General features: G+C 56.7%; 13 protein-coding genes and 4 pseudogenes. 3 read left to right on the top strand and 14 right to left on the bottom strand.

Going from position 1 to position 13,322, the window contains the following annotated elements:
- Positions 1-47: 47 nt before the first annotated feature.
- Positions 48-965 (bottom strand): hypothetical protein, encoded by a 918-nt coding sequence (locus PSPA7_RS13345; RefSeq protein WP_012075615.1) that lies wholly within the window; start codon positions 963-965, stop codon positions 48-50.
- 186 nt (positions 966-1,151) lie between these two features.
- A complete protein-coding gene (locus PSPA7_RS13340; protein WP_012075614.1) occupies positions 1,152-2,732 on the bottom strand; it encodes an alpha/beta hydrolase in 1,581 nt (526 codons plus the stop codon).
- 156 nt (positions 2,733-2,888) lie between these two features.
- Here PSPA7_RS13340 and PSPA7_RS13335 point away from each other — a divergent pair, with 156 nt between their 5' ends.
- From PSPA7_RS13335 to PSPA7_RS13325, 3 genes are read left to right on the top strand one after another with little or no spacing between them, the layout of a single operon-like run.
- On the top strand, positions 2,889-3,110 hold the full coding sequence (locus PSPA7_RS13335; RefSeq protein ID WP_003157706.1) for a YgdI/YgdR family lipoprotein: 222 nt from the start codon (positions 2,889-2,891) through the stop codon (positions 3,108-3,110).
- Positions 3,111-3,162: 52 nt separating this feature from the next.
- Entirely contained in the window at positions 3,163-4,014 is an 852-nt protein-coding gene (locus tag PSPA7_RS13330; RefSeq protein WP_012075613.1) for a class I SAM-dependent methyltransferase, read from the top strand.
- A complete protein-coding gene (locus PSPA7_RS13325) occupies positions 4,011-4,550 on the top strand; it encodes a GNAT family N-acetyltransferase (protein WP_012075612.1) in 540 nt (179 codons plus the stop codon). Before PSPA7_RS13330 ends, PSPA7_RS13325 begins: the two co-directional genes overlap by 4 nt.
- 162 nt (positions 4,551-4,712) lie before the next feature.
- Here the strand turns inward: PSPA7_RS13325 and PSPA7_RS13320 are convergent, their stop codons facing one another.
- The 12 genes and pseudogenes from PSPA7_RS13320 to PSPA7_RS33005 form a co-directional block, all read right to left on the bottom strand.
- The gene (locus tag PSPA7_RS13320) at positions 4,713-5,285 is read right to left on the bottom strand and encodes a transposase (protein ID WP_041025475.1); all 573 of its coding nucleotides are present in this window, start codon (positions 5,283-5,285) and stop codon (positions 4,713-4,715) included.
- Positions 5,203-5,418 (bottom strand): DNA/RNA non-specific endonuclease, encoded by a 216-nt coding sequence (locus PSPA7_RS33015; RefSeq protein WP_071535428.1) that lies wholly within the window; start codon positions 5,416-5,418, stop codon positions 5,203-5,205. Before PSPA7_RS33015 ends, PSPA7_RS13320 begins: the two co-directional genes overlap by 83 nt.
- Before the next feature lie 124 nt (positions 5,419-5,542).
- Positions 5,543-5,893 carry a DUF596 domain-containing protein gene (locus PSPA7_RS13315; protein ID WP_041025340.1) on the bottom strand — a complete coding sequence of 117 codons (351 nt, stop codon included), beginning with the start codon at positions 5,891-5,893 and terminating at the stop codon, positions 5,543-5,545.
- A 106-nt stretch (positions 5,894-5,999) separates the two neighbouring features.
- Positions 6,000-6,596, bottom strand: a complete 597-nt coding sequence (locus PSPA7_RS32430; RefSeq protein WP_170323390.1) for a hypothetical protein — start codon at positions 6,594-6,596, stop codon at positions 6,000-6,002.
- Positions 6,597-6,965: 369 nt separating this feature from the next.
- Positions 6,966-7,442 carry a hypothetical protein gene (locus PSPA7_RS32080; RefSeq protein WP_071535417.1) on the bottom strand — a complete coding sequence of 159 codons (477 nt, stop codon included), beginning with the start codon at positions 7,440-7,442 and terminating at the stop codon, positions 6,966-6,968.
- A 98-nt stretch (positions 7,443-7,540) separates the two neighbouring features.
- Positions 7,541-8,029 (bottom strand): annotated as a pseudogene (locus PSPA7_RS13305) (transposase); the annotation flags it as partial.
- Between the two features lie 494 nt (positions 8,030-8,523).
- The gene (locus tag PSPA7_RS32820) at positions 8,524-9,243 is read right to left on the bottom strand and encodes a ParB N-terminal domain-containing protein (RefSeq protein WP_187152834.1); all 720 of its coding nucleotides are present in this window, start codon (positions 9,241-9,243) and stop codon (positions 8,524-8,526) included.
- Positions 9,244-9,321: 78 nt separating this feature from the next.
- Positions 9,322-9,489 (bottom strand): annotated as a pseudogene (locus PSPA7_RS33130) (DUF637 domain-containing protein); the annotation flags it as partial.
- A gap of 334 nt (positions 9,490-9,823) precedes the next feature.
- Positions 9,824-10,297: a hypothetical protein gene (locus tag PSPA7_RS32070; RefSeq protein WP_126523640.1), complete on the bottom strand. Its 474-nt coding sequence runs from the start codon at positions 10,295-10,297 to the stop codon at positions 9,824-9,826.
- A 424-nt stretch (positions 10,298-10,721) separates the two neighbouring features.
- Positions 10,722-11,405: pseudogene (locus PSPA7_RS33010) on the bottom strand (hypothetical protein); the annotation flags it as partial.
- Between the two features lie 307 nt (positions 11,406-11,712).
- Positions 11,713-12,081, bottom strand: coding sequence for a ribonuclease toxin immunity protein CdiI (cdiI, locus tag PSPA7_RS31055; protein ID WP_058135072.1), 369 nt, complete (start codon positions 12,079-12,081; stop codon positions 11,713-11,715).
- A gap of 461 nt (positions 12,082-12,542) precedes the next feature.
- Positions 12,543-13,226, bottom strand: a pseudogene (locus tag PSPA7_RS33005) (hypothetical protein); the annotation flags it as partial.
- Positions 13,227-13,322: the final 96 nt, after the last annotated feature.

The following is a 13,322-nucleotide window of genomic DNA, read 5'->3' as shown; positions in this document are numbered from 1 at the left end:
AGCCGTCGATTGTACGGCCTGGCGCCGCCCAGCCCAAGGGGCCGGCGTCAGGGTACGGGGCGCAGCGCCTCGCTGCGGGTGCGGTGGCTCCAGTCGCCCTCGTCGTCCATCGCGGTTTCGGTCACCAGCACTCGGCCCGGCTGCCGCGGGTCGGCCTTGTACAGCACCAGCTCGGCCTCGGCATCGTCCCAGGTGGTGGAGATGTCCGGCAGCACCCGCACCCACTGGCCGTCGCGGATTTCCAGCAGCGACGACCTGGTCCAGGTGCTGGTCCACCAGGTACGCAGCAGTTGCAGGTGCTCGCGGCCGCTGTCGTCGAGGCCGCCGAGCACGCTGAGTACCGCGCCGGTGCAACTGCCCAGCGGCTTGGGCGGGACGCGCGCGTCGGCGCTCCAGAGGTCGCAGCGGCAGTCTTCGTACTCATCGCAGAGCGCGGCGCTGTTCGGCGCGTGCGCCACCACCCAGGCGAATTCCGGCTCGGCCCCGGCGAAGCGGCCGCGAACCAGCGGGGTGCGCCGCGGATCGACGGCGTAGCGGGTGATCTCGTCGCTCTCGCCGACGAAGCGCCAGCTATCGCCCGGCCCGGCGCGCTCGGCCAGGAGCAGCCCCGGATAGTTGCGCAGGCGCCCGTCGAGGCGCACCTGCTTGACGAAGCGCACCTCGTAGCGGCCCTCCTCGTCACCCGGCACGATCTGCGGCGCAGCGACGATGCGCTGCTCGAAGTCGGGATGGCGGGCGAAGAAGGCCTGCTTGGCGGAGAGGGTGCGCTCGCGCGCCTGGACCCGGCCATAGTAGTCCAGGCGCGGCGCATAGACCCCTTCCAGGGCCTTGTCGCTGCGTTGTTCGTGAGCGGCCTGCCAGCGCTGGAACAGCGCGAGGATTTCGCTTTCGGCGGCAGCCTGGACCAACGCTGGGTAGAGGCAGAAGAGCACGGCGCAGAATAGCGGGCGCAAGAGTCGGCGCATCGAGAACATCCTTGTCGTTCGATTGGGCGAACGCCGATTGTCCCCTATTCGCCGACGCTGGCAAATGGCCTTGAGCGATTTTTTCCGATTCCGCAACGCAGTGGGCATCGCGAGCCCAGTCCGGACGGCCTCTCCCACCTCCTGACCCCGGCACGGCGGATAACCGCCCCACGCCAGCCAGCCTGCTCAATGCGCCGGCAACAAGGCCTGCAATCCTTCGGCAAGCTCCAGGCTCCACGCCGCGTAGTCGTGGCCGCCGGGGAACTCGCGGTAGTGCAGCGGGTAGCCCTTGCCTTGCAGCGCCGCGCGAAGGCTGCGGTTGCTGCCGAGAATGCCGTCCGCCTCGGGCTCCTCGAGCAGGCCGGAACTGAGGAAGAACGCCAGCGGCAAACGCTCGCCAGCGGCGAACTGCCGTACCAGCCACTGCGGCTGCTGCTCGTCCGGCCCCCACCAGAACGAGCCGGACAGGCTCAGCACCTTGCCGAAGCGTTCCGGGTAACGGTAGGCGATGCAGCCCGAGGCCAGCCCGCCGTAGCTGGAACCGGAAAGCACGCGATCGGCAGGCTCCTCGCTCAATGCATAGCGCTGCTGCAACCAGGGCAGCAGCTCATGGGCGAGCATGTCGGCGAAGGCCTCGTTGCAGGGCAGCTCGCGGCCCCGGCTGCTGGCGTCGACATTGCCGACCATCACCGCCAGGGTCGGGCGGATGCGCCCGGCGGCGATCAGGTTGTCGAGGATGGTCGGGGTCGGTACGTCGCGCGCGTAGTGGTCCTCGTCGAACAGCACCAGCAGCGGATAGCGCTGGCCCTCTGGGTCGTAGCCCGGCGGCGTGTAGAGCGTCAGCTGGCGCTGGTTGGCCAGGGCCTGGCTGGTATAGCCGAGGCGCTCCACCTTGCCGCGCGGCACGTCCTTGCGCGGCTGGTCCCAGGTCTCGGCAGGGGCGCCGCCGAGCTGCACCAGCGAGGCCTGCTCGGCCCGCGGCAGCGCGCGGCTGTTGAGCCACGGCGTGCGGCTCAGCGGGTCCGGCCGCGCCGCCGCCTGCAACGCCAGGCGCAAGGTGCCGCGATCGGCCTGTTGCAGGTCCGGCAGGTCGGCGCTGAGCTGGTAGGAAACCCGCGCGTCGCGGGGCAGCGGCAGGCTCAGGTAGCGCACGTCGCTGCCGGCCAGGGCCTCGAAGCGGCGGGTGTTGAGCTCCGGGGTCGGCCACAGCAGGCGCACGTCGCCGGGACGCTGCTGGCGCCAGAGGAAGGTGACCAGCACACGTTCGGCATCCAGCGGCTCCACCAGCGGCGTGCCCTGCTTCGCCACCTGCTTCCAGAACGCCTTCAGCGCGCCGGGGCGCTTTTCCGCAAGCTCCGCCTGCAGGCGTTGCAGGGTCGGGCTCTGCGGCGCCGGCGAGGCCAGCGCCGGGGTCTGCGGGGTGAGGCGCTGGGTGGGGGTCAGGGTCAGCGCGGTGTCTTCGTCGGCGCTGAAGGTCAGGCGCAGGCCCTGGCGCTCACCGGCCTGCAGGCCGAGCGACTGGCGTCCGGCCAGCTCCGTCGCGCGCAACGCCTTGCCGTCGGGCGTGGTAGCGCGCAGGCGGACGCGGCCGCGGTCGACCTCCAGGTCGAGCAACTGCAACTCGCCGGGGGCAAGGTCGAGGTAGCGCTGGCGGCTCTCGCCGGCAGCGATCTCGATGCGGCCATCGGCCAGCGACACGGGCTGGGCGGCCTGGGCCGGGGTCAGCAGGTTGAGGAAAAGCAACAACGAGGTGGAAACGGCAGACATGGAATCTCCCTTCGGTTAGGCGCCGCCATCCGGGCGGCTCACCGGAAGAGACGTGCAGCCGCAACGGAAATTTGCCGCTGTGATCCCGGCTAGAGCGGTTGCGCCGCGACTGGAGTAGAATCCGCCGCCTCGAAAACCGTCCGAAGGAAAATTCCGATGACTGCCCGTCTCCTGCCCGCCCTGTTGCTCTCCTCCGCATTCGCCGTCCTGGCCGGCTGCTCCACCCCGACCATCGTCACCCTCAACGATGGCCGCGAGATCCAGGCGGTGGATACCCCGCGCTATGATCGTAGTTCCGGCTTCTACGAACTGGAGCAACTGGACGGCAAGCGCACCCGCGTCAACAAGGACCAGGTGCGCAGCATCAAGGACATGTAATCCCCGGACCCGCCACCCGCGCGGTGGCGCACTCCAGGGAAGGAGTCGAACCATGCGATCCGACCTGCACGAGGCCAACCGGCTGTCGTGGAACGCCGCCACCCAGGCGCACAACAGCCACAAGGCCGACCAGGCCGCCTTCTTCCGCAACGGCGGTTCCACCCTCTATCCCGAGGAACTGGAGTTGCTCGGCCACCTCGACGGCCTGAGCCTGCTGCACCTGCAATGCAACGCCGGACAGGACAGCCTGAGCCTGGCGCGCCTCGGCGCGCTCGTCACAGGAGTGGACATCGCCGACAGCGCCATCGACTTCGCCCGCCAGTTGTCCCGCGACAGCGGCATCGCCGCCGACTTCCAGCGCGACGACATCCTCCGTTGGCTGCCCGTTGCCGCCACCCGTGGCGAACGCTTCGAGCGGGTCTTCGCCTCCTACGGCACGCTGGTCTGGCTCTCCGACCTCAAGCGCTGGGCCGACGGCATCGCCCAGGTACTGGTTCCCGGCGGGCGCTTCGTCCTGGTAGAGTTCCATCCTTTCGCCCTGTACTTCGACCCTCACTGGCAACCGGCCTACGACTACTTCAGCCGCGAGCCCATCGCCGAGAGCGGCGTCAGCGACTACGTCGCCGAGTCCGGCGCCAGCCTGGCGCCCTCCGGTTACCGCGCCGGCGTCGAGAACTTCAGCAACCCTCATCCCAGCTACGAGTTCCAGTGGGGCCTGGCCGATGTGATCGGCGCCCTGCTCGGCGCCGGCCTGCAACTCGAACGGCTGGAGGAATACCCCTACGCCAACGGCTGGGCCGGCTTCGACGGTATGCGCGACGGCGGCGGCGGACGCATGCTGCCGCCCGCCGATCGTCCGCGCCTGCCGCTGATGTACGGCCTCAGCGCAAGGAAACCACGATGACCGAAGAACGCCTGCTGCGCCGCGACGAAATCCCCCTGGTCTGGGAGATCGACCGCAGCGAAGTGATCGAACACTTGTATTCCGTCGAGGCCGGCCAACTGGTGCTGCGCCCCGAGTTCTACGACATGCGCGGCTGGCCGGAGGGCGAGGCCGAGCACTACACGCCGATCCTGCTCGACTGCTTCGACCGCGGCGGCTGGTTCCTCGGCCTGTTCGACCAGGGCCGCCTGATCGGCGCGGTGGTCCTCGACCCGCGCCGCCTCGGCCCCGAGCGCGACTGGCTGCAACTGAAGTTCCTCCACCTCAGCCACGCCTACCGCCGCCGCGGCCTCGGCGCCCACCTCTTCCACCGCGCCACCACCCAGGCCCGCCACCTCGGCGCCAGCGCGCTCTACGTTTCGGCTACGCCGTCGCAGAACACGGTGGATTTTTATACGAGACTCGGATGCCGACTGTGCATGCAGCCGGATGAGGAGTTGTATCGGTTGGAGCCGGAGGATGTTCATCTGGTCTATGGGTTAGGGGGTAGCAAGTAGCGCACCGAGGATCGAGTCTTATTGCGGACTGTAAGCTGGTGAACAGATAAAAAGGAAATTCTTTGCAGGTGATCATCAAATCATTCGAATACGCTCATTCAGAGTTCTAACAGAGCATCACGAATCCATAGAGAAGCAGAAAAGGGGACAGATTTATTTTCCCTACTCTAATCTCGGTCGCCCTTGCCCACGCCGCTCTATTCTCACCCCGGCTACCCGCTCGATCTCGTCCACGAACCGTTGATTGCCCGTCAGTTGTCCACGCTGAACCGCCTCGCGAATCAGCTTCAATTCCTCGGCCGATATCGCCTCTTTCACGAACGTTACGTATCGCCGATATCGCTCTTCGGCCGTCTGACCTAGCTCAATGAAGCAGGGATCCATATCCAACCAGTTTGGCTCCTTCAACCAATCCGCCCGCAGCCCATAACTTGACCAGGGATAGGCCGCCACATCGTCCACCATCCGCGCCCGAACAGGGTTCAGTTCGATGTACCGGCAACACGCCAGCAGGTAGGCATCGCTCTGTACGACACTCGATTTATAGCGACTTTCCCACAACGTTCCGGAACGCTCCTCCAAGCGATTCCGATATCGTGTCGTGCGCGCCACTAGCGTTTTCATCAGTTGCGCCAAGCCAGACAGCGAATCACTAGGCGCCAAGAGCAGATGGACATGGTTGGTCATCAGGCAAAATGCGTAGACCTTGATACCAAAGGCCGTGGCCACTTTCATCGCCACTAACCCCGCATTTACCAGCAATGCACTGCTGATAAGTATTCCGGTCACTCTTCGTCAGCGAGAGGTTGGACTCAACCTTCTCAACACGCCCAAGACTATCTGTCTGATAGGTCTTGTTCCCGTCCACTTTATAAATCGTGTTCGGCTCTGGTTTGTTGAGTTCCTTAGTCCATACCCCTTTGCTGCCAGAGCTAACTTCTACTTCACGCAGCGCCGTTCCAGTTCCTTTTGCAGCAACCTGAATTTAAAAACTACGTCCAAAACTCCTTCCCATCCGAGTCTATCCATACAACCCCAGCAGGGGCCTCTGTGACAAACCAAAGCCCGAAGCCATCAAGATCGTCTTCGCCGGGATATTCAGGCCACGCGTCCTTGAGCACGTTTAACTGATCTTGGATAGTACCAACAAGGAAAAGGCCATCATGCGCAAGCTTTATATTCCCCTCCAACATCAAACATTCCATCAGAGAGAAGAACAGATTAACTCGGTGCACGTACTCAACAGACGAATCAAGAAGCTCAACCGTCATATGCTGCCATATAACGCCCATTGAGAGCCCAAATGCGCTTCGCAACACCGACTCATAGATATCTCTAATCATTTGAACTTGATCTCCACCATTCTTCCGCCATTAATGGACTTATCCATAACATCTATAGTCCAAGAAGCCCCCGTCTGCTGCGAAGACGTGGAAAAGTCTCGAAGGGTTATTCGAGCTCCGGCGTCAGTTTTGGCTGTATATATTGCCCCTTCCCAGGGATAACTTTAGCTGCAGGCATATTTTCAACCCCAGCCAACTGCCTAAAGTAAGACATCACATCGGATGTGGTAGCCCCCATATAGACCGGTGCCCCCTTGCTAACCTGAGGATCGGTCTTCAATACCTTACCACCCAAATTCAATTGAAAATCCTTCGGCTCAATTGACTTGGTGTTGTATTGCACAGCGAGATCATCAATTCTCTTCTGTGATTGCGTTTGCAGCACAGTGCCAGGCTGCTTGCCTGCCAGATCAGGGCTTTTGGGGTTCTGTGCAATGCGGTCCAGGGCAGCTTTTTCAGCATCAACTACCGGATTCCCAGTCGCTTTTGCAGCCTGCTCCCCTTTCCCAACCCACAACCCAAACCTACCCAACCCCGCAACAATCCCAAGGCCGGCAGCCTCCGCAACCATGGCCTCGCCCCAGGCCTTGATGAACTCATTCGCTGGCTGTACGCCATCGAAGCCCTGTCCCTGGGCCAGATCACGTTGCGCCTGGGTGATATCCTCGGCTGTCGCCCCGTTCTTGCGCATGTACTCGGTCAAGGAACTCGCTGCCTGACCGTAGCTGATCAAGCCCGGCGGGGTTCAGCGCCGCCATCGGCTCTGCGCTCAAACCCACGCCCAGTTGCAGCTGGAGCTTGTCCTTGTAGGGCGAGTCGGAAACAGGCAACGCATGCGTTGCCTCGGCGAGCGACCCGCCAGGGATAGCGAGGCCGGGGGTTCAGGACTATGCGGAAGTAGCGACAGGGAGGTCCTGCACAGTGCTTTTCTTCTAAAACTGAAAAGGTAAATTTTTAAAGAACAGGGAATTACTGAAAGGAGGTAAACCTACCTGCCTTTTAGTTTTAGAGCAGCAAAAATAAATACGCCCTCTTTATTTTCTCACTTATTTTGAGAAAAAGATTTTCTACATCAAGAGAGCCTCACAAACTCTAGCCCTTCACACTTAACAATTTCAGGGGGTATCTCTTTGTAAATAAATAGCTCATCACCCAGGTTAATCAGACTCAAAGATTGGAAGTTTCCAAATTGGAGAGACACCCCAGCAACTGAGCCTTCAACGGATGATATAATTAGCGAGACCAAAATCAACTCTTCTCCTATGACTGACGAAAAACTCTCATCATTCACCAATGAGAAAATTTTTTCCGCTCCAAACTCCCCCAAGTCGCATTCTGAAACAGCATCTGAGTTGTAAGCTATAGACGCGCCATCGGGAGCACACATTAAAGTTCCGCTCCCCTCCCGACCATCAAAAAAAAGACTTACTGCCTGTGGGGCGCCGTTTTTCTTCAACTCAAATACATGGAACAAACCCAAAGCCAGGAGCAGCCGGAGCCCTATGCAACTAACCAACCAATTCTTAAAATCTTCGGAAACATTAATCATTGTGGACTGCCTTTCAGCGCATTCTTTACGGAAGTATTATTTATTCCATCCTTCATAATTGTCACAAAGGTCCCGTCGGGCTTTGTACTCTAATCTCCAATGAAGCAAGGATCCATATCCAACCAGTTTGGCTCCTTCAACCAATCCGCCCGCAGCCCATAACTTGACCAGGGATAGGCCGCTACATCGTCCACCATCCGCGCCCGAACAGGGTTCAGTTCGATATACCGGCAACACGCCAGCAGGTAGGCATCGCTCTGTACGACACTCGATTTATAGCGACTTTCCCACAACGTTCCGAAACGACCCTCCAAGCGATTCCGATATCGTGTCGTGCGCGCCGCCAGCGTTTTCATCAGTTGCGCCAAGCCAGACAGCGAATCACCAGGCGCCAAGAGCAGATGGACATGGTTGGTCATCAGGCAAAATGCGTAGACCTTGATACCAAAGGCATCCTTGAGGTCCCGTAGATCGGAGAGGTAACGCTGGTAGTCCTCGTCCTCGGCGAATACCACTTGCCGATTGTGTCCCCGCTGGACCACGTGAAGCGGATAATTCGGTAAAACCACTCGCCCTTGCCTAGGCATCGCGGAGCCTCCTTACGGCGTCTGCGCTGGAGCCTCCTTGCTTAGAAAATTAGAGTAGGGAAAATAAATCTGTCCCCTTTATGTGTCCGAACGGGGGAAACCTACCTTTTAGTTTTAGAGTGTCAAGAATAAACCCACCCACTTATGGTAGAAACAAATTATTCTCCGGGAAAGAATAAATAACAATAATTTCTTAAATTATCACTCCAATATTCCCTCAGTTTAACCAGAAAAGATTTATCGTATATTTTAAAATAAATATGCTCTATAGCGTGCAGATCATTATAAAAAACCAAAAACTCCAGCCCGTCAACGGAAAATTTCTCCACTCCAGAATAGCACTCTATAAGCTCAAGGTTAAATTTCGAAATAAATTCAGACTTAACATTTAAAGATAGAGGGGCGGGAGATTTAAACTCCCACCCATCCTCTGAAAAACTAACATCTGTCCCGATAGGTAATGCAAAAGCCACCGAATATCTAGCCACAAGTATTCACTCCCATATGCTTACAGGTATTTTATCTAATCCGGCCTTCTTTGCTGCCTCCGTTCGATGATGTCCATCTTGAATTTCAAGGCGCCCGGTTTTTGGATTACGCCAAACGTCTACTGGTTTTTCTTGATCAAATCCGCTCTCCTTAATGCTTTTCACAATCCTTTTAATCTGCGAGCCTGACATTTCGGCCTTAGTCTGAGTAGGAATTAGATTCCTTGGGTCTTCCTGTAAAAATTTTGACTTAAGTTCCTGTTTAGTGCTTTCAGAAAACTTCTTCTCCAGAGCTTCCAACGCCTCTTTAGACAGCTTACCACCTGCCTTCTCAATAGCTGCTGCCTTCCCCCCAGGCGTTGGATAAAGTACGTCGACGGCTATCGCAGCATATTCTTCCCAGGACTCCGGCTCGAACAACGTTTCTCTCAGGCTCGCAGGAGAAAATTCACTATTCAGAAACTGAACCACTTTCGGGTTCAAATCCGAAACGCTTTTGGCTTCGCCACTGGCTATTTTTTGCAGGTCAGCAAGCACTGCCTCCGGCTCGAGATCAGCATACTTGCCTTGTTCATGAAGCGCACTCATTCCTCTTTTCAGTCGACTCAGAGCGTCCCGGTGAACCTGCTGATTGTAGGCCGTTGCGTTCTTGGCAATCTCTGCCCCTTTCGCAACATCTCCATCAACTACAGTAGCAGCAAGAAGACCTGTTAGCTGTGAGGCCATAAGCTCTAGCTTTTCTTCGCCACCGGCCATGTTAGACAGCACATTGACAAGCGCTTCGTTAGCCCCTGCTGCCATAGCCCCAGTTTTGAAGTCTCCACCTGTTGCCTGGGCGAGCAATCCTCCCATCAAGGCATGCGCCATAACTTTTTGCGGAGAGCCAGAATCAAACTTTCCATCAGCCCAATCACCGATGAGATTGAATCCAGCAGCCATAGCCAAGTTTGTTGCTTGACCGGCCATTGCATCACCTAAGTTGTCGGGAGAAAAGGGGACAGATTTATTTTCCCTACTCTAACGTTGACTAGTGCTTATAGTTCTCATTTCCACTGTATACCACTGCCGATCTTCCCCACACTGAACCACGTGAAGCGGATAGTTCAGTAAAACCACTCGCCTCTGCCTAGGCATCGCGGAGGCTCCTTACGACGTCTGCACTGGAGCCTCCCTGCTCAGAAAATTAGGGTAGGAAAAATAAATCTGTCCCCTTTATTCGGTCCCCTTTATTCGCTATGGCATTAGACGGTTGCGTCGGGAAGATGTGATGGCCGGACGCATACTAGTGCGCAAAGGAAACCCCAGCTCATAAGCTGGGGCTTTTGCTTGTAACTTCAGGAAAGGCTCGGCGGATGTGCTCTGTCAGATCAATGATATCTTCATAGGCAATCGGCCCGAATTCCGGCTCGTATTTAGCTATATATTGATTAGGGGCTAAATCTAACGCACGAGCAAGTTCCCAGACTTCTAATAAGCGGCTCGGCACTATACCCCAATTTGTTCTAGGAAGATCAACCCTCTTATGATCATCAAGAACCCACTTAACTCTCCCCTGATAGCTTTCTATAGCCACTCGCAGGCGCGAAATTATGGCGGGATCTTCCTGTATGAATCTAAACCAAACCCTAGGAGGATGTGAGGACTGATCTTTAATCACCCATTCCCCACGCTCTTTATTGACAAATTGGCTATTTACACATTTTCGCCATTCAGTTTCACCGAGAGCCTCGATTAACTCGAGCAAGGAGCTACTTTCTCTTTTGATTTCAGGAGTATTCATCGCAACCCCTGCAACTTATCAGAAATAGTGACCCCATCAGGATTCATGCCTTTTATATGCTGTTCCCAGTCGCCTTAGGTATTGGCTGAGATGACAGCCGAGGGTCATACACGTACCGCCCATCTGTATAGACTTGGTGATAAGCTTGCCCTGGGACTTCATTACCATAATCATACAAATTTAGGTTACTCCGCTGAGTTGGCCTAACCTCAATAACTTTCCCCTTCCCGCCTGCTGCCGCAAGCAACTTACTCGCAATTTCTGAGCAGTCTGTACCATCACAAGCCGTCATTCCTTTAATGCGCGGGCTTTCCATCGCATCCACTACAGCTTTGTTTGGTGGGAACTCCGGATTAACTGGACGGAACGGACGTTCCATTCCTGGTGGAATGAACTCATCGGCCACTTTTCCGGCAGTCGCAGTCCCTTTTGCACCCCCACCCAGCTTACCCAAATCCCCCACTGCCCCGAGCTGCGAACTCATACTACCGGAAACCGGTGACTCCGCAATCGCGTTGACCAGGTTCTTGGCTGCTGTTGGCAGCTTGGCGGTTATCTGCGCGCCACCTTTCACTGCCGTCAGAACGCCAACAAGTTCCGCAGCGAACCTACCGCCCTCGACACCAGCTGTGACCGAACCTTGCCAGCCGGCATCCTCGTATGCCTGGGTCAAGAATGCGGCGCGCTCCTCCAGCCCCTTCAGGTAGTTATCGCCAAATTGCTGCCGGAACTCTGGCGAAGTGGCCAACTGCTCCAGAGCTGCATAGGTTTCCCTCCAGTTCTTGACCAGTTCATAAACACCCACTGCGGTTTCAGCTGTCGAAAGACCGATGCCTCCTCCAACACCTACGACGATACCGACATCCTGCTGGGCCGAAATAATTGCCCATTTGGCTTCTATTCCGGTTTTGCAGAGTGGTTTGTCCTTGCAGCCATCGACCTCCTGCCGCTTCTTCTCCTCCTGCCAATGACTGAGGTAGTTGTGTTGGGTGGCATTCCCCGCCACCCAGGCCCCCGTCTGCAAGCTCTTGGCGTCCGCATCGCCCTGCGTCGAAGCTGCCAGCACGCCGATCAACTGCGAACTCATGGTCAGCAGGCCCTTCTTCTCCAGGCAACGCATACGTTGCCCCGGCGAGCGACCCGCCAGGGATGGCGGGGCCGGAGGTTCAGGACTCTGCGGAAGTAGCGAAAGGGAGGTCAGTGCTCTTCTTTTAAAATCGAAAAAGTAAATTTTTAAAAAACAGGGAATTACTGAACGGGGAAGATCTACCTACCTTTTAGTTCTAGAGCAGTGAAAATAAATCCGTCCCCTTTATGCTTATTACTGACCTGCACACGTCAATCTGCTCGGGCAGCGATCAAGAAACACGGTCATCCGAAAAGGGTTAAGTAAGTACCATTCAGATCTGTCCCCTTTACGGCCAGAAAGAGAGTTTATCTAAAAGCTCTTTTACTTTCTCAGTATCTTCAGGATGGCGCTGAAGATACTTTTCACAAGCGAGCCGAATGAACTTAGAACAAACAGCCTCGCTCACAACAATGGTGTCTTCATCCTTAGGGGGATAGCCATAAGAAAACTCAACCCCCTCAAAGTGCTCCTCATCAAACGGACTGTTTTCATCAGGAAAATTACAGTACGCCCCATCCGTGCTATAGCCCCACCTATTTACAATGCACTCAATGGCTCTAATAAACCTACCATCCGAGTACATTATATCCATGTAGCACATAACTACCCAGCACGGGTCAGCCTCGTTGTATGGCTGACCAAATAATTCATTCATAGAACCACCTATTATTTCGGATGAAAATTAAGGACAGCTCCTGTTCTTTCATCCAGATAAACTCTAAAGGTGATACCTCCAGCCGTACTATCATAATAACGATCACCACTAGCTACCGCTTTTACATAACCACTGGCAGCAGCTTGCTGCCCGAGATCTAGAACCTTCTGATCAGAAATAACTTTAGGATCATATACAGTTTTAGTAAAAGGCTGCGCTTTATAGCCAATTACATTCCCAGTACGATCATATGCAGGAATCTGATATTCAATCGTCGTAATTCCCTTAACCGAGCCAGGAGTTTCACTAAGTACCTTCACCCCATTACTGGATGCCGCCTGAGAGAAAGCATCTAGGTTATGAGTACCGCTAATCCCACTCTTCTGCGTCAGGCCATCAAAATTGCTGAGGTGATTCTTGATGTTGGGATTGAAGCTCATCCCTTCCGGGAAATTAGCAGTTCCTTTTGCCCCCCCACCCAGCCGACCCAAGTCCCCCACTGCCCCGAGTTGCGAACTCATACTACCGGAAACAGGTGACTCCGCAATCGCGTTGACCAGGTTCTTGGCTGCTGTTGGCAGCTTGGCGGTTATCTGCGCGCCACCTTTCACTGCCGTCAGAACGCCAACAAGTTCCGCAGCGAACCTACCGCCCTCGACACCAGCTGTGACCGAACCTTGCCAGCCGGCATCCTCGTATGCCTGGGTCAAGAATGCGGCGCGCTCCTCCAGCCCCTTCAGGTAGTTATCGCCAAATTGCTGCCGGAACTCTGGCGAAGTGGCCAACTGCTCCAGAGCTGCATAGGTTTCCCTCCAGTTCTTGACCAGTTCATAAACACCCACTGCGGTTTCAGCTGTCGAAAGACCGATGCCTCCTCCAACACCTACGACGATACCGACATCCTGCTGGGCCGAAATAATTGCCCATTTGGCTTCTATTCCGGTTTTGCAGAGCGGTTTGTCCTGGCAGCCATCGACCTCCTGCCGCTTCTTCTCCTCCTGCCAATGACTGAGGTAGTTGTGTTGGGTGGCATTCCCCGCCACCCAGGCCCCCGTCTGCAAGCTCTTGGCGTCCGCATCGCCCTGCGTCGAAGCCGCCAGCACGCCGATCAACTGCGAACTCATGGTCAGCAGGCCCTTCTTCTCCAGGCAACGCATACGTTGCCCCGGCGAGCGACCCGCCAGGGGTGGCGGGGCCGGAGGTTCAGGACTCTGCGGAAGTAGCGAAAGGGAGGTCAGTGC

The sequence above is a fragment of the Pseudomonas paraeruginosa PA7 genome (genome assembly GCF_000017205.1).
In the GTDB taxonomy this organism is placed as follows: domain Bacteria; phylum Pseudomonadota; class Gammaproteobacteria; order Pseudomonadales; family Pseudomonadaceae; genus Pseudomonas; species Pseudomonas paraeruginosa.
This window is presented reverse-complemented; position numbering and strand designations above follow the sequence as displayed.

Bases quoted from the DNA above. Each gene is read 5' to 3' on its own strand.
- PSPA7_RS13345 (WP_012075615.1), bottom strand. From the start codon at position 965: ATGCGCCGACTCTTGCGCCCGCTATTCTGCGCCGTGCTCTTCTGCCTC.
- PSPA7_RS13340 (WP_012075614.1), bottom strand. From the start codon at position 2,732: ATGTCTGCCGTTTCCACCTCGTTGTTGCTTTTCCTCAACCTGCTGACC.
- PSPA7_RS13335 (WP_003157706.1), top strand. From the start codon at position 2,889: ATGACTGCCCGTCTCCTGCCCGCCCTGTTGCTCTCCTCCGCATTCGCC.
- PSPA7_RS13330 (WP_012075613.1), top strand. From the start codon at position 3,163: ATGCGATCCGACCTGCACGAGGCCAACCGGCTGTCGTGGAACGCCGCC.
- PSPA7_RS13325 (WP_012075612.1), top strand. From the start codon at position 4,011: ATGACCGAAGAACGCCTGCTGCGCCGCGACGAAATCCCCCTGGTCTGG.
- PSPA7_RS13320 (WP_041025475.1), bottom strand. From the start codon at position 5,285: ATGAAAGTGGCCACGGCCTTTGGTATCAAGGTCTACGCATTTTGCCTG.
- PSPA7_RS13315 (WP_041025340.1), bottom strand. From the start codon at position 5,893: ATGATTAGAGATATCTATGAGTCGGTGTTGCGAAGCGCATTTGGGCTC.
- PSPA7_RS32080 (WP_071535417.1), bottom strand. From the start codon at position 7,442: ATGATTAATGTTTCCGAAGATTTTAAGAATTGGTTGGTTAGTTGCATA.
- PSPA7_RS32820 (WP_187152834.1), bottom strand. From the start codon at position 9,243: ATGGCCTCACAGCTAACAGGTCTTCTTGCTGCTACTGTAGTTGATGGA.
- PSPA7_RS32070 (WP_126523640.1), bottom strand. From the start codon at position 10,297: ATGAATACTCCTGAAATCAAAAGAGAAAGTAGCTCCTTGCTCGAGTTA.
- cdiI (WP_058135072.1), bottom strand. From the start codon at position 12,081: ATGAATGAATTATTTGGTCAGCCATACAACGAGGCTGACCCGTGCTGG.